Genomic DNA, 14,572 nt, shown 5'->3' with positions numbered 1-14,572 from the left:
ACATGAGCCAGCACACTGACTTTGCCAAGTCCCACATGGACAAGTGCATCGAGGCCCTGAAGGCCAACTTCGCCCGCGTCCGCTCCGGCCGCGCCAACCCGCACATCCTCGACCCCATCAAGGTTGACTACTACGGTCAGCCCACCCCGATCACGCAGCTTGCCGGCGTGAAGGTCCCCGAGGCCTCCATGCTCGTGGTCGAGCCCTGGGACAAGACCGCCCTCAAGGCCATCGAGAAGGCCATCGAGGCCTCTGACCTCGGCATCACTCCGTCCAACGACGGCGTGAGCATCCGCCTGCCCTTCCCGCGCCCCACCGAGGAGCGTCGCCGCGAGCTGGCCAAGGAGTGCAGCAAGCTTGCCGAGGACGCCCGCGTTGCCGTCCGCAACGTCCGTCGTGACGCCAACGGCAAGATCGAGCGCGACGAGGAGCTTCCCGAGGACGCCCAGACCCGCGAGAAGAAGGCCGTCCAGAAGCTGACCGATGGCTACATCGCCCAGATCGAGGACCTTCTGAAGACCAAGACCGCAGAGATCATGGAGATCTAGGTGCGCTACGACGAGACTAAGCTTGCGGAGTACTTCTCCCAGGCACCCGAGGACGTCAGTCTTGCAGACATCGACATGGCCCGCATCCCGGGCCATGTCTCCATCATCATGGACGGAAACGGCCGCTGGGCGCAGGCCCGTGGCCTCGACCGCTCCCGCGGGCACGTCGCCGGTGTCGACTCGCTGCGCGAGGCCGTGACCACCAGCGTCCGCCTTGGTCTTGACGTGCTGTCCGTCTACGCCTTCTCCACCGAGAACTGGAAGCGCCCGCAGGAGGAGGTCAACATGCTCATGCACCTCTTTGCCACCACGCTCCTGCACGAGCTGCCCCTCTTCCACCAGGAGAACGTGCGCCTGCGCTTCTTTGGAGACCTCGAGGCCCTTCCCGAGGAGACCCGCAAGGTCTTCCAGCAGGGCCTTGACGAGACCGTCGCAAACACGGGCATGACCTTTGCCCTCGCGGTCAACTACGGCTCTCGCGCCGAGCTCGCCCGTGCCGCACGGGTCCTTGCCCAGAGGGTCCAGGACGGCGAGCTTGACGCCTCCGCCATCGACGAGAACGCCCTTGCCTCCGAGCTCTACACCACCGGCCTGCCCGACCCGGACCTCCTCATCAGGACCTCCGGTGAGCTGCGTCTCTCCAACTACCTCCTGTGGCAGCTCGCCTACACAGAGTTCTACGTGACGCCCACCCTCTGGCCTGACTTCTCTCGCTGGGAGTTCCTACGAGCCATCAAGTCCTTCCAGGGGCGCAAGCGTCGCTTCGGGGGTGTCGTCAACTCGTGAGCAAGCCCGAGGAGCGCGACGAGAGGCAAGAGCCGCGCAGCATTGGCATTGATCGCCAGATAGACAAGCTCGAGAGCAGGCGCGCCTCCAAGGAGGACCGACGCGCCTCCGGTGACCTTACCGGCCAGAAGGCCCGCGGCGTCACCGAGAAGGTCCTCACGCGGACCACGTCGGGCGCCATCTACGCCCTCGTGACCCTCATGTGCCTCTTCATTGGGCCCATCACCACGACGCTTCTGGTTGCCGGCATGGCGTGGCTCTGCTGCTCCGAGTTCTTCCGCATCTGCCGCATGGGCGGGCGCATGCCCAACGAGTCCATCGGACTTGCGGCGGCGCTGCTCTATCCGCTGGCCGCCTACGCCAAGGGCCAGGCCGCTCTGGTCATCGTGACGTTCCTGCTGCTCATCACCTGCGCCTGCTGGTACGTGTTCACGCCTCGGGCCAACATCGCCGACGTCGCCGTCACGGCTTTCGGCCCGCTCTACACCTCCCTGGCCTTCTCCGCCATCGTCCTCATCCGCAAGTTTGACCCGGGCGTGACGGGGGCTGCGTTCACCCTGGGCGTCATGCTCTCCATCTGGGCAAACGATGCGCTGGCCTACTTTGTGGGGTCCAAGATAGGCGCGCACAAGCTCGCCCCGCGCATCTCTCCCCACAAGAGCTGGGAAGGCTTCTACGGTGGGCTGGTGGCCTCCGTCGTGGTCTGGCTGGCCATGGGCGCCCTGGGCGTCGAGGGCCTGACCCCCGTGCCCTGCGTTCTCACGGGCCTTGTGGTTGGCACGGCGGGAGTCATGGGCGACCTCTTTGAGTCCCGCATCAAGAGGGGCGTGGGCGTCAAGGACTCCGGCAACCTGATGCCGGGCCACGGAGGCCTTCTCGACAGGTCCGACTCCCTGCTCTTTGGCTGCATGGCAGCCTATTTCCTGCTTCTCGTTGGAGGAATCCTTTGACGATCTTCGAAGACACGGCACCGCGCACCGAACGGCCACACGTTGTCAGGGTGGCCGTTCTTGGTTGCACGGGTTCCATAGGCTCCCAGACGCTCGACGTCTGCCGCAGGCACGCAGACCGCGTGCGCGTGGTGGCGCTCTCTGCCAACGTCTCCACCGCGGCGCTGGTCAAGGCGGCTCGCGAGTTCGGCGCCCGCCACGTGGCCCTTGCTGACGCGTCGCGCGCCACGGACCCCGTCATGAGCGAGCTTCCGCCCACCTGCGAGGTAGGCCTCGGCGAGGAGGCCGTGACCGAGCTCGCGGAGCTTCCCGACGTCGACGTGGTGGTGAACGCCCTGGTCGGCTTCGTGGGCATCCACGCGGGCTACGCCGCCCTCAAGGCCGGCAAGTCCCTTGCCTACGCCAACAAGGAGTCCGTCGTCTGCGGCGGCGACCTTCTCATCCCCCTGGCAAGCCCCGGCCAGCTGCTGCCCGTCGACTCCGAGCACAGTGCCATCTTCCAGTGCCTGGTGGGGGAGAGGAGCGAGGACGTGAGCCGCCTGTGGCTCACCTGCTCCGGCGGGCCCTTCTTCGGCCTTTCTCGCGAAGAGCTTGCCGAGGTCACGCCCGCGCGCGCCCTCGCGCACCCCACGTGGCACATGGGGTCCAAGATCACCATCGACTCCGCAACGCTCATGAACAAGGGCCTTGAGGTCATCGAGGCCCACCATCTCTTCCAGGTGCCCATCGATGACATCCGCGTCCTGGTCCACCGCCAGAGCAAGATCCACTCCATGGTGGAGTTCGTGGACGGCGTCGTTAAGGCGCAACTCGGCGGCTCCGACATGCGTGCGCCCATCCAGTACGCGCTGAGCTATCCCGAGCGCTGGGAGGCTAGCGTCCGTCGCGTCGACTGGTGCGGCGAGCCCGACTTCACCTTCGACGAGGCTGACGAGAGGACCTTTGGGTGCCTTGCGCTGGCCAAGCGGGCGGGCCGCGAGCACGGCACGCTCCCGTGCGCCATGAACGCCGCAAACGAGGTCGCCAACGAGGCCTTTCGCCGCGGTCTCTGCGGGTTTCTCGACATCGAGCGGTCCGTGGGGGCCGTCATGGACGCCTGGGACAACGAGGAGGTCCAGAGCGTGGAGCAGCTCCTCGAGGTGGACCGGCGCGCCAGGGAGATGGCCCGCGCCCAGCTGGGGGTGGCCCTTTGATGCAGGCCGTCTGGGGCTTTCTCTCGGCCGTCTTCTGGGGAGTCCTGCTCCTCTCGGTCCTGGTCTTCGTGCACGAGGGAGGCCACTACCTTGCGGCGCGCGTCTTTGGCGTCCGCGTGACGGAGTTCTTCCTGGGCCTCCCGTGCCGTGCGAGGCTCTCCTTCAAGAGCAAGAAGGTCGGCACCGAGATTGGCGTGACGCCGCTGCTCCTGGGCGGCTACAACCGCATCAGCGGCATGGAGCCGGTGACTGACGAGCTGCTGGCGCCCTGTCTTGCGGCCGTCATGCGCGAGGGCCGCGTCACCGTCGCCGACGTGGCCGCAGAGCTCGGCTGCGATGAGGAGCGCGTCTACGGCCTCATGGCCACGCTCGCCGACTGGGGCTCCATCCGTGCCTACTACGACGCCGAGCTCGGCGAGATCCCCAGCCAGAAGACCTGGCCCGCCGCCTTCGAGACCCTGGCCAGGGACGGCCGCGGCCTCACCGAGTACGATCGCGGTCACGACTTCTCGCTCGCCGGCTCCACGGCTGCCGGCGAGCCCTGCGACCTCGGGCTCTCCGCAGAGGACCTTCTTGCGCGCGAGCGCTCGCACACCTACCTGGGCTGCGGCTTCCTCAAGCGTGTGGCCATGCTCGTGGCGGGCCCCGCGGTCAACGTGCTTCTGGCCTTCTTCCTGGTGGTTGGCGTCCTCATGGTCCGGGGTGTGAGCGCCATCGACCCCTCGCCCGTGCTTGGCGCCGTAGAGGAGGGTTCCATCGCCGAGTCTGCCGGCATCAAGGCCGGAGACCGCGTGGTCTGTGTGGGGGAGGAGCAGACCCCCACATGGGCAGACGTTGTGACGCAGCTCCGAGCGCGTCTTGCCGAAGGGTCGGACTTCACGATGACCGTCGAGCGTGACGGGCGCGACGTCCCCCTGCAGGTCGACCTTCCCGAAGGCCAGCAGACCGACGCGATTGGTGTTCACGCCACCGTGGCGACGTATCACCCTACGTTTGCCGAGGCCTCTGCCGCGGCGGTGGGCTACGCGGGGCAGGTGGCGTCCTTTGCGGCCAGGCTCATAATGCCGCAGCACACCATGGAGGTCCTCGACCAGTCGAGCTCCGTCGTCGGCATCGCCGCCATGGCGTCCGAGGCCGCGAGCTCCGGGGTGTGGGACTTCCTCAACATCGCCGCAGCGATATCCATGTCGCTCGGCTTCATGAACCTTCTTCCCATCCCTCCCCTTGACGGCGGGAAGATCCTGGTCGAGCTCATCCAGCTCGCGCTGCGTCGCGAGCTCTCGCTCAGGGTGCAGAACGCCATCAGCTACGTGGGGCTTGCGTTCTTCCTCTTTGTCTTCGTATTCGTCCTCAGGAACGACATCCTGAGGCTGCTCTGATTGGCGAGGTGCAACCATGTTCGAGTCTTCTGATGCCCAGGCGGCGGTCCCCCGCAACCTCACCCGACCGGTCCGCGTGGGTTCGGTCCAGGTTGGTGGCGGTGCTCCCGTCTCCGTGCAGTCCATGTGCACGACGAAGACGGACGACCCCGCCTCGACGCTCGAGCAGATAGGACGCCTCGCCGACGCCGGGTGCGAGATCGTCCGCGTGGCGATCCCCACCGCCACCGCCCTTGATGGCTTCCAGGAGGTCTGCGCCTCCTCGCCGCTCCCCGTGGTGGCCGACATCCACTTTGACCATCGCCTCGCCGTCGAGGCGGCCCGTCGCGGCGCGGCGGGGATGCGCATCAACCCCGGGAACATTGGCGACTGGGACCGCGTGGACGCCTGCATCGACGCCGCGGGCGAGGCGGGCATTCCCATCCGCATCGGCGTCAACGCGGGTTCGCTCGACGCGCAGTTCGCTGAGCGCCAGGACCTCACGCTTCCCCAGAAGCTCGTGGCCTCGGCGTCGTCCTTCGTCGCCCACTTCCGCGACCGCGGCTTCGAGGACATTGTGCTCTCGGCCAAGGCCCACGACGTTCCCACCACGCTTGCCACCTATCGGGCCCTCTCGCGCGAGCTCCCCGAGGTCCCCCTCCACGTCGGCGTGACCGAGGCGGGCACGCTCCGTCAGGGCACGGTCAAGAACGCCTGCGGCGTGGGCATCCTGCTCGAGCAGGGCATCGGTGACACCATGCGGCTCTCGCTCACGGCAGACCCCGTCGAGGAGGCCAAGGTGGCCTGGGGCCTTCTCTCCGCCCTCGGCATGCGCAGGCTCACGCCCGAGCTCGTGAGCTGCCCCACCTGCGGACGCTGCCAGGTAGACATGATCCCCATCGCCGAGGAGGTCGCGCGACGCCTGCAGGGGGTTCGCGCCCCCATCTCCGTCGCCGTCATGGGCTGCGCCGTCAACGGACCCGGCGAGGCCCGCGACGCCGACATCGGCATGGCGAGCGGTCGTGGCCAGGCCATGCTCTTTGCCAAGGGAGAGCCCATCCGCAAGGTGCCCGAGGACCGCATGGTCGACGAGCTCTTCGATGAGATACGAGCGCGGTTCTCGTAGCCCTCATGGCGTAGAATCAAATCCGCCTGTCGCCAGACGGCGGGCGTTCCCAACCCGAAAGGCATTCACATGAAGCGCTACCAGAAGATGTCGAGGCTCTACGCCCCCACGCTCAAGGAGGACCCGGCCGAGGCCGAGCTCGTCAGCCACAAGCTGCTGCTTCGCGCCGGCATGATCCGCAAGACCGCCGCCGGCCTCTACAGCTACCTTCCGCTCGCCTGGCGCGTCATCTCCAAGGTGGAGGACGTCATCAGGGACGAGATGGAGGGCATCGGCGCGCAGGAGATGATGGTCCCCATCGTCACCCCGGCCGAGCTCTGGGAGCAGTCGCACCGCCTGGGCGCTTACGGCCCCGAGCTCATGCGCCTGAAGGACCGCCACGAGCGCGACTTCGTCCTGGGCCCCACCCACGAGGAGACCTTCACCGACCTCGTCCGCGACGAGCTGCGCAGCTACAAGCAGCTGCCCGTCACGCTCTACCAGATCCAGGACAAGTTCCGCGACGAGAGGCGCCCCCGCTTCGGTCTCATGCGCGGTCGCGAGTTCATCATGAAGGACGCCTATTCCTTCTCCGCCACGCAGGAGTCCCTGCAGGAGTGCTATGACGACGAGAAGGCCGCCTACGCCCGCATCGCAGAGCGCTGCGGCGTGAAGGCCCTGCCCGTCGTTGCCGACTCCGGCCAGATCGGCGGAGACACCTCCGTCGAGTTCATGGCCCTGGCCGACGCAGGCGAGGCCGAGCTTGTTTGGTGCGACTGCGGCTTTGCTGCCGACACCGAGGCCGCCACAGCCAAGATCGCCGTCGCCGAGGGCGAGGCCGGCGAGCTCGAGCGCGTCCACACGCCCAACGCGGGCACCATCGCCGACCTCTCCGCGCTTCTCGGCGTGGAGGAGTCCGCCACGCGCAAGGCGCTGGCGCTCGTCGACGGCGAGGGCCGTCCGACCGTCGTCTTTGTTCCCGGCGACCACGAGATGAACGACTGCAAGGCCGAGAACGCCTTCGGCGAGTACCACTTGATGACCGACGAGGAGCTCCGCGAGGCCGGCCTGGTCAAGGGCTTTATCGGGCCCGTGGGCCTGCCGGAGGGCATCCGCGTCTGCGCCGACGAGGCCCTGCGCGACTCTAAGTGGTGGCTCGTTGGCGCCAACCTGGCCAACTACCACTACCGCCACGCCCAGATGGGCCGCGACTTCACCATCCCTGAGTGGGTCGACGTGGTCTCCGCCAAGGAGGGCGACCTCTGCCCCAAGTGCGGCAAGCCCATGCACTACGCCCGTGGCATCGAGGTCTCCCAGGTCTTCCAGCTCGGCACCAAGTATTCCGAGTCCATGGGCGCCACCTTCATGGACGAGGACGGAGTTGAGAAGCCCTTCCTCATGGGCTGCTACGGCATCGGCGTCTCTCGCATGGTGTCCGCCATCGTGGAGCAGCACAACGACGAGAACGGCATTTGCTGGCCCGTTTGCGTCGCCCCCTACGAGGTCGAGGTCGTGCCGCTCAACGTGGGCGACGACCTCGTGTGGCCCGAGGCCCAGCGCGTGACCGACGAGCTCTCCGCTGCCGACCTCGAGGTGCTCCTGGACGACCGCTCCGAGCGCCCGGGCGTCAAGTTCGCCGACGCGGACCTCATCGGCCTGCCCTGGCAGGTCATCCTGGGCAAGCGCGGCGTCAAGGAGGGCAAGGCCGAGGTCAAGTGCCGCGCCACCGGCGAGCGGTTTGACGTCCCCATGGACGAACTCGTCTCCTGGCTCTCCGAGCGCATCGTTCCCGAGCGCGCGTAAAAGCTGACAAGGGAGTCGGCCCCTTTGTCAACTCGGAGAGTGGGACTGCCATAGGTCATCGGCCCCGGGCCCGTCATGGGCCCGGGGCCCTCTTGAAGGGATTCGCCATGGACTATCAGGAGCTTGCCGCGGCTGCCCGCGGAAACATCGGCCCCTTTTGCCGTGCCTGCCCCACCTGTGACGGCCGGGGCTGCAAGGGCACCATCCCTGGGCCCGGCGCCAAGGGCACGGGCACCGTTGCCATCAGGAACCACGAGGCCTGGCAGCAGGTCCTCGTAAACATGGACTGCGTGCATGCGACCTTTGAGGCGTCCACCTCAACGACGCTGCTTGGCCAGGACCTCTCCCTGCCGGTCATGATCGGGCCCGTGGGAGACGTCCAGCGCCACTACGGCCAGAAGTACGACACCGTGACCTACAACGAGTGCGCCCTGCGCGCCGCGGCGGCCGAGGGCACGCTCGCCCTCACCGGTGACGGCCTCAACGGGGAGATAATGACGCGCGCGACCGCCCTCATCGGCCAGCTCGGCGGGCAGGGCATCCCCACGGTCAAGCCCTGGGACCCCGTCACGCTCGAGCACAAGCTCGGAGAGGCCCTGGCCGCGCGTCCCGCCGCCGTGGCGATGGACATCGACGCCGCCGGCCTGCCCTTCCTGCGCGGCCAGCAGCCGCCCGCGGGTGCCAAGGACGAGGGTCAGCTGGCCGAGATCTGCGCCGTCTGCCACGACGCGGGCACGCCCTTCGTCCTCAAGGGCGTCATGACCCCCGGCTCGGCCGAGCGCGCGCTTCGCGCCGGCGTCGACGCCATCGTGGTATCCAACCACGGAGGCCGCGTCCTGGATGGCGTGCCGGCCACAGCCACGGTCCTTCCTGCCATCGCCGATGCGGTGGGCAATGACGCCGAGGTCCTTGTTGACGGAGGCATCAGGAGCGGCCTCGACGTCTTCCGCGCGCTTGCGCTGGGTGCCAATGGTTGCCTCGTGTGCCGCCCCTTCGTCGTGGCAATCTTCGGCGGAGGCGAGCAGGGCGCCCGCGACTACCTGCGTCAGCTTGCCGGCGAGCTCTCCGACGCCATGGAGATGTGCGGTGCCGCAACGGTGGCCGACATCCGCCCCGACATGCTGTACCGGTAGGGGAGAGACGCGTGGAGACAAGCACCAACAGCGACCTCGCGCTTCTCGCCACCTCGGGCATCAGGCGTTTTAACGCGCTGGCAGCCGAGGTCGATGGCTGCGTGAGGCTCACCCTGGGGGAGCCCGAGTTCCCGACGCCGGCCCCAGTGTGCGAGGCGGTCGCGCGCTCGCTGGCAAAGGGGCAGACGCACTACCCGCCCAACAACGGGCGGCCCGAGCTTTTGGAGGCTCTCTCGGCCTACATGGGGCGTCAGGGGCTTGGCTACGTACCCGACGAGCTCGTAGTGACCTGCGGCGCTACGGAGGCGCTTTCCGCCACGCTCATGGCCATCCTAGATCTCGGTGACGAGGTTGTGGTGCCCACGCCTGCCTTCGGTCTCTATGAGACCATCGTCCGTGCCGCTCACGGGCGCGTGGCGACCCTGGACACCTCCCGCTCCGGCTTTCAGATTCGCGAGAGGGACCTGCGAGGCGTGGTGGGACTCAGGACCCGCGCCATCGTCATCACGAGCCCCAACAACCCCACCGGCTGTGTCCTTGACTCGGAGTCCCTGGACGCGGTGGCTGGCGTGGCGGCCGAGCGCGGTCTCGCGGTGGTTTGCGACGACGTCTACAACCGCCTCTGCTACGAGGAGGGCTACGAGCGGTTTGCCTCGCGTCACCCGGAGCTGAGGGACCAGACCGTCGTGGTGGACTCGTTCTCCAAGCCGTGGGCCATGACGGGCTGGAGGCTCGGCTGGCTTGCGGCGGCGCCCGCGCTCAAGTCGCAGATCCAGAAGATGCACCAGTACCTGGTGTCTAGCGTGCCGTCGTTTCTGCAGGAGGCGGCCGTCGTGGCGCTTGGCTGCGACGTTGAGCCCATGCGTCAGACCTATCGCCGCAGGCGCGACTACGTGGTCGCTCGCCTGGAGCAGATGGGGCTGCCGGTCCAGAGGCCTGCGGGCGCCTTCTACGCCTTTCCGGACGTGCGCAGCCTTGGGGTGGGCTCCGAGGAGCTCTGCGAGCGCCTCATACGGGAGGCGGGCGTCGCGTGCGTGCCTGGCACCTGCTTTGGAGCCGAGGGCTTCATGAGGCTGTCCTACTGCGTGAGCGACGCCGATCTTAAGCTTGGCCTCGACCGCATCGAGGCTTTTCTCGCCCGGCTATAGGGGAGGGGGTAGCCGTTCAGTCACGCTTCCGCATCCCAACCGATGGCAGATTTGCCACCGGTTGGGTCTAAACTCTGCCCCGTCATCAGATTCTTAGAAGGGCGCCACGCCCGGAAAGAAGGTTCCATGTCACCCGAGTCCAAGAGCGTCAAGATGGTGAGCCTCGCCTGCTTGGTCATCGGCATCGTCGGCCTGGCCATCAGCGTCTACGTCTTTGCCACCACTTCCTACGAGCTCGCCTTCAAGTGCCTGTTCCTTGCGATGTCCCTGGAGGTTGTTGGGTACGGCTTCAACGGCGCCCGTGCAGCTAACGTCCCGTCTAACATCCCCGAGTTTGCCAAGCAGGCCAGCTGGTCGCCCCTTTTCTGCGCCGTCGTCCTTGGCTACTGTCTCCTGAGCCACAAGGCAGAGGATCCCCTGACCGTCGTCACCTCCGTCGTCTGCACCGTCTGCAGCATGGTCCTTGCCATCGTGGCCGCCAAGGCCGCCAAGGCCATCAAGTCGGCATAGAAGCGCAGGTCAGGGTGTGAATCCCCATTTTTCAAAAATTGGTGCTTCCATTCCTGTCGGGCTTTGTGTATAGTTCTTTCTTGCGCGGGCGATTGGCTCAGGGGTAGAGCACTTCCTTCACACGGAAGGGGTCGCTGGTTCGAATCCAGCATCGCCCACCATTTTGGGGAATTAGCTCAGTTGGGAGAGCGCGTGACTGGCAGTCACGAGGTCAGGGGTTCGAACCCCCTATTCTCCACCATGTAAACTAAAGGCGGCGGCTTCTGGTCGTCGCCTTTTTCATACGGGCTCATGGCGCAACGGTTAGCGCAGGGGACTCATAATCCCTGGGTTGCAGGTTCGAATCCTGCTGGGCCCACCATATTACCCGCATCCGAACCCGACTCTCCAAGCTAGGCGAGTCGGGTTCGTCGTTTCTCTGCATTGAGGATTTTGCCAATCAGAAAGGGCCTCGCATGGTGCTGTCGCTACAGGGATGCATGGCTGTGGGCAAGACGACGGCCCTGAACTACCTGTGCGAGAACGCTTCTTATGTGAACGTAAGCTATGAGGAGAACTCGGAAGTCGTCCAGGCTATCAGAGACCGAAAGCTCGATAAGAACAAGTACGAAGACTACCTTGAGATTCAGAGGCTATGGCTAGACAACGAGGTCAGACGATACGGGCGAGTCAAGGATTGTCCCTGCACCGTAATGGATTTTGGGGCGGAAGAGATCGAATTCCACACCATTAACTATCCCAAGGCCATCGGTAAGGACTGGGATATTGAGAAGGCGCTAAAAGATGAGCTCACAAGCATCAGGAAGTGCATGCCTGCGCGAATCCTGTTCTTGGATGCATCAGGCGCCACGCTCAGACAGCGCAAACAGGGTGATTCAACCAGAGCTAGGAACTCCTTCGAATACAATTTGAAGCACCTGATGCCGCTAAAGAGGGCATGGTTCTCAAAGATGGACAACGTTGACTACCTGTTTGTCGACAACATGTCTAAGCAGGAAGTCGCGCTGAGGGTCAAGCAGTGGGTGGACGACTGCATAGCCAGCAATTGCTAATACTTGAAAACGGGCAGGAGCGCTTATAAAGATCATGGTCATTGGCTACAGCGGTTCCGGCAAATCTACCATCTGCCGCAAACTCCAAGACCGCTATCAGCTTCCCGCCCTTCACCTGGACGCCGTTCAGTTTCTGCCGGGATGGAAGATTCGGGCCAAGGCGGGGCAGCAGCGCATCGTCCAGACCTTTCTCAACGAGCATCCCGATGGTTGGGTGATTGACGGCAACTACAAGGCCCTGAGTTACGAGCGTAGGTGCGAGGAGGCCGACGTCATCGTCCAGCTGCTCTTTGGGAGGCTGGACTGTCTTTCTCGGTGCCTCAGACGCTACCGCATCAACAAGGGAACCAACCGTCCCGACATGACCGAGGGCTGCGACGAGAAGATCGACTGGGAGTTCATTCGCTGGATTTTGTGGGATGGCCGCACAAGGCAAAGGCGGGGCCTCTATCGACGTACGCAGAGTCAGTTTCCCGAAAAGGTGGTTGTGATTCGCAATCAACGCCAGCTTGACCGCTATCTGAGGGGCTCTAGTCCGTTCCCTTCCTAAATCGACAAATGATGCCCTTCAGATAAGTATAAATGTCGATTTAGGAAGGGAACGACGAGGATGCGAAGCGAAAAAAGAGGCTCCGGATTGAATCCGGAGCCTCTGACAAAACATGGTGGAGAATAGGGGGTTCGAACCCCTGACCTCGTGACTGCCAGTCACGCGCTCTCCCAACTGAGCTAATTCCCCGTGCGTTGGTGCGAGAAGAACTATAGCAAGGCAATTTGCGGTGCGCAAGTGTCAAATCAGATTTTGCCAAGAGCGCCTACCGTCCCGTAATTGCCTTTCTGAGCATGAGGACGTAGGCCTCGGCACCCTCCGGCCTGAGGTGGGTGCCGTCGCTCCAGAAGTACTCGTCGTGGCCGGCGCTCTGTGCGTACCAGTCGATGACGTCAACGTTGTCGTACTGGGCGGCAACGTCCTTGAAGAGCTGGTTGTTCATGTCCTGCAGGGCCAGCGGCACGCGGACGGTGCAGAGGTAGACGTGCTTGGATGGATCCACCGCATCGATGAGCTCCTTGACCTGGCTCTCACGGGCCACGCCATTGTCTCCGATGGCCCAGACCACCACGTCGCCATCGTGACCGTTGGCCTGGCACTGGCGGTAGACGTCCACGCCCGCATAGAGCTGGCGGCCCACCTGCGCGTCGATGTAGCCGTTGGGGAAGTACTTGTAGAACTGCGTGATCGCTCCCGCTGGAACGGAGTCGCCGATGAGGATGACGCTCGCGTTGGTGGCGCCCGTGCTGGAGTCGACGGTGAAGCTGGTGGCGTTTATCTGGTCGATTGCGGCCGCAAAGGCGGTGCCCGCAAAGTAGGTCCCGCTCACGTCAAAGGTGGTGTTGTCCTGCTGGGGCTTGGCCGTCTGGGCGTCGTTGCCGCTCTCGGAGGCAGCGTTTGCGCCCTCACCAGACTGGGCGGCCTCGGCTGCGGCTTGCTGCTCGGCCAGGTACTGCTGCTCCTCGGCGCTCATCTGCTGCATCTCGGTGGGGACGCCCGTCTGCTCTGCGGGGATGGGCACAAAGAGAAGCACAAGGGCGCAGAGGACGCCCAGGGCACCAAACGCCACCTGCGGCACGGCAAGGCCCAGGGGCATGGGGCGCCCGGCGAGATCCCGAGGACCCCGGCCCTTCTCGAAGAGCTGGTAGGAGGCCTCGGCGCAGGCAAAGATGAGAAGGAACTCAAGCGCCCACCCCCAGACGGGAAGCTCGGTGGTTCTCGTCGCCGGGTTGAGGACCACCAGCAGGGGGTAGTGCCAGAGGTAGACGGAAAACGCGCGCTTGCCGGCCTCGGCCACGGGCCGCGCCCCCAGCACGTGGGCCAGGGCGCTCTGCGGCCTGCAGAGGCAAGAGACCAGGACGGCCGTGAGGACCGCGGCCAGAAGCATGCCGCCGCGGTACGCAAACTCCGAGTACCCGTTGAGCAAGAAGCACATGACGCCAAGGCCCGCCAGGCAGGCAAGCGCCACCGCGTCGCAGGTCCAGGCGGGCGCATCCTTGAGGCGCGGCCCCACCGCGGGAAGCACCCGCAGGTTGAGCCCGTGCCCACCGGTCCACAGGGCCGCAAGCGCACCCAGCAGAAGCTCGGCCGCGCGCGTGTCAGGTCCGTAGTAGATGCGGGCGGTGTCTCCGGTGGGGTCGTAGAGAACGGCCATGAGGACCGCAGAGGCAATGGCAAGTATGCCCATGGCCGAGCACGCCATGCGGCGGGACCTCACGACCTTGCGCATCCCCAGCAGGACGAGCGGCCAGATTACATAGAACTGTATGACGACGCCGAGGTACCAGAAGTGGGTGAGGGGAGAGGGGAGTCCCGCGTTGGCAAAGTAGGAGACGTTCCTCACTATGTAGAAGACGTTCTCCACAAAGAGGAGCGCGGGGACGGCGTCGGACTTCACCTTGGGAAGCAGGTTGGGAGCCAGGAACACGCACAGCATCGTGGTCACGCCCACGACGGCAAGCATGGAGGGCAAAAGCCTCGTCACGCGCTTCAGGACAAAGCGAGGGTAGTCGAGGCGTCCCGCGCGACCGATCTCGCGCTCTATGGAGAGCGTGGTGAGGTAGCCGGTGAGCACGAAGAAGACCGTCACGCCAAAGTAGCCGCCAGGAAGCCAGCTCGGGTTTGCGTGGTAGACCAGGACCGCAAGAATCGCCAGGACGCGCAGGCCGTCGAGCGCGCCCACGTAGTGGGAGCGCGGGGACCTTGCCGCCGGGGACTTCTGGGAGACGTCTTGGATGGGTGTCTCTGTCATATGGAACCTGCCTTTGCTGCCGGGAGAGTGAGCCCGGCGGAATTCTCAAACGCATTTCAGACTATCCCAAGTCGACTGCCTGAGTGCGCGGCAAAGCGAGGCAATGCGCTCGCCCTTGGTCTTTCCGTAGGCATATGCGAAGGAGGCCTTCCGGGCGCATATACTTATGACCGTTTGGAACTCTC

The 14,572-nt window shown here is 65.3% G+C and carries 13 protein-coding genes and 4 tRNA genes; 15 read left to right on the top strand and 2 right to left on the bottom strand.

Translation table 11 applies throughout. The features are described from left to right. The first annotated feature begins 2 nt into the window (after positions 1-2). From frr to DXV50_RS03585, 15 genes are all read left to right on the top strand, one after another. Entirely contained in the window at positions 3-548 is a 546-nt protein-coding gene (gene frr / locus DXV50_RS03655; protein WP_117204841.1) for a ribosome recycling factor, read from the top strand. Beyond that, positions 549-1,334 (top strand): isoprenyl transferase, encoded by a 786-nt coding sequence (locus DXV50_RS03650; protein ID WP_117204840.1) that lies wholly within the window; start codon positions 549-551, stop codon positions 1,332-1,334. It abuts the gene before it with no gap. Further along, positions 1,331-2,284 (top strand): phosphatidate cytidylyltransferase, encoded by a 954-nt coding sequence (locus tag DXV50_RS03645; RefSeq protein ID WP_117204839.1) that lies wholly within the window; start codon positions 1,331-1,333, stop codon positions 2,282-2,284. Before DXV50_RS03650 ends, DXV50_RS03645 begins: the two co-directional genes overlap by 4 nt. Next, on the top strand, positions 2,281-3,477 hold the full coding sequence (dxr, locus tag DXV50_RS03640; RefSeq protein WP_117204838.1) for a 1-deoxy-D-xylulose-5-phosphate reductoisomerase: 1,197 nt from the start codon (positions 2,281-2,283) through the stop codon (positions 3,475-3,477). Before DXV50_RS03645 ends, dxr begins: the two co-directional genes overlap by 4 nt. Then, entirely contained in the window at positions 3,477-4,856 is a 1,380-nt protein-coding gene (locus DXV50_RS03635; protein WP_117204837.1) for a site-2 protease family protein, read from the top strand. Before dxr ends, DXV50_RS03635 begins: the two co-directional genes overlap by 1 nt. A gap of 16 nt (positions 4,857-4,872) precedes the next feature. Continuing rightward, complete coding sequence (gene ispG, locus DXV50_RS03630; protein ID WP_117204836.1) at positions 4,873-5,961, top strand: flavodoxin-dependent (E)-4-hydroxy-3-methylbut-2-enyl-diphosphate synthase; 1,089 nt, start codon at positions 4,873-4,875, stop codon at positions 5,959-5,961. Between the two features lie 69 nt (positions 5,962-6,030). After that, positions 6,031-7,743 (top strand): proline--tRNA ligase, encoded by a 1,713-nt coding sequence (locus DXV50_RS03625; protein ID WP_117204835.1) that lies wholly within the window; start codon positions 6,031-6,033, stop codon positions 7,741-7,743. Positions 7,744-7,850: 107 nt separating this feature from the next. After that, positions 7,851-8,876 carry an alpha-hydroxy-acid oxidizing protein gene (locus tag DXV50_RS03620; RefSeq protein WP_117204834.1) on the top strand — a complete coding sequence of 342 codons (1,026 nt, stop codon included), beginning with the start codon at positions 7,851-7,853 and terminating at the stop codon, positions 8,874-8,876. 11 nt (positions 8,877-8,887) lie between these two features. Beyond that, positions 8,888-10,024 (top strand): pyridoxal phosphate-dependent aminotransferase, encoded by a 1,137-nt coding sequence (locus DXV50_RS03615; RefSeq protein ID WP_117204833.1) that lies wholly within the window; start codon positions 8,888-8,890, stop codon positions 10,022-10,024. A gap of 126 nt (positions 10,025-10,150) precedes the next feature. Then, complete coding sequence (locus tag DXV50_RS03610) at positions 10,151-10,534, top strand: hypothetical protein (RefSeq protein ID WP_117204832.1); 384 nt, start codon at positions 10,151-10,153, stop codon at positions 10,532-10,534. An 86-nt stretch (positions 10,535-10,620) separates the two neighbouring features. Further along, positions 10,621-10,695: transfer RNA gene (locus tag DXV50_RS03605), tRNA-Val, on the top strand. A gap of 4 nt (positions 10,696-10,699) precedes the next feature. Continuing rightward, positions 10,700-10,775: transfer RNA gene (locus DXV50_RS03600), tRNA-Ala, on the top strand. A gap of 44 nt (positions 10,776-10,819) precedes the next feature. Continuing rightward, positions 10,820-10,895, top strand: a tRNA-Ile gene (locus tag DXV50_RS03595). Between the two features lie 94 nt (positions 10,896-10,989). Further along, positions 10,990-11,586 (top strand): hypothetical protein, encoded by a 597-nt coding sequence (locus DXV50_RS03590; protein ID WP_117204831.1) that lies wholly within the window; start codon positions 10,990-10,992, stop codon positions 11,584-11,586. A gap of 34 nt (positions 11,587-11,620) precedes the next feature. Beyond that, positions 11,621-12,136, top strand: a complete 516-nt coding sequence (locus DXV50_RS03585; protein WP_198666400.1) for a P-loop NTPase family protein — start codon at positions 11,621-11,623, stop codon at positions 12,134-12,136. A gap of 113 nt (positions 12,137-12,249) precedes the next feature. Here DXV50_RS03585 and DXV50_RS03580 read toward each other — a convergent pair. Together DXV50_RS03580 and DXV50_RS03575 are read right to left on the bottom strand one after the other, a co-directional pair. Next, positions 12,250-12,325: transfer RNA gene (locus DXV50_RS03580), tRNA-Ala, on the bottom strand. 76 nt (positions 12,326-12,401) lie between these two features. Continuing rightward, complete coding sequence (locus DXV50_RS03575; protein ID WP_117204829.1) at positions 12,402-14,387, bottom strand: acyltransferase family protein; 1,986 nt, start codon at positions 14,385-14,387, stop codon at positions 12,402-12,404. Positions 14,388-14,572: the final 185 nt, after the last annotated feature.

The sequence above is a fragment of the Paratractidigestivibacter faecalis genome (assembly GCF_003416765.1).
Lineage (GTDB): Bacteria > Actinomycetota > Coriobacteriia > Coriobacteriales > Atopobiaceae > Paratractidigestivibacter > Paratractidigestivibacter faecalis.
This window is presented reverse-complemented; position numbering and strand designations above follow the sequence as displayed.

Coding starts and splice junctions, on each gene's coding strand:
- frr (WP_117204841.1), top strand. CDS start 3: ATGAGCCAGCACACTGACTTTGCCAAGTCCCACATGGACAAGTGCATC.
- DXV50_RS03635 (WP_117204837.1), top strand. CDS start 3,477: ATGCAGGCCGTCTGGGGCTTTCTCTCGGCCGTCTTCTGGGGAGTCCTG.
- ispG (WP_117204836.1), top strand. CDS start 4,873: ATGTTCGAGTCTTCTGATGCCCAGGCGGCGGTCCCCCGCAACCTCACC.
- DXV50_RS03625 (WP_117204835.1), top strand. CDS start 6,031: ATGAAGCGCTACCAGAAGATGTCGAGGCTCTACGCCCCCACGCTCAAG.
- DXV50_RS03620 (WP_117204834.1), top strand. CDS start 7,851: ATGGACTATCAGGAGCTTGCCGCGGCTGCCCGCGGAAACATCGGCCCC.
- DXV50_RS03610 (WP_117204832.1), top strand. CDS start 10,151: ATGTCACCCGAGTCCAAGAGCGTCAAGATGGTGAGCCTCGCCTGCTTG.
- DXV50_RS03590 (WP_117204831.1), top strand. CDS start 10,990: ATGGTGCTGTCGCTACAGGGATGCATGGCTGTGGGCAAGACGACGGCC.
- DXV50_RS03585 (WP_198666400.1), top strand. CDS start 11,621: ATGGTCATTGGCTACAGCGGTTCCGGCAAATCTACCATCTGCCGCAAA.
- DXV50_RS03575 (WP_117204829.1), bottom strand. CDS start 14,387: ATGACAGAGACACCCATCCAAGACGTCTCCCAGAAGTCCCCGGCGGCA.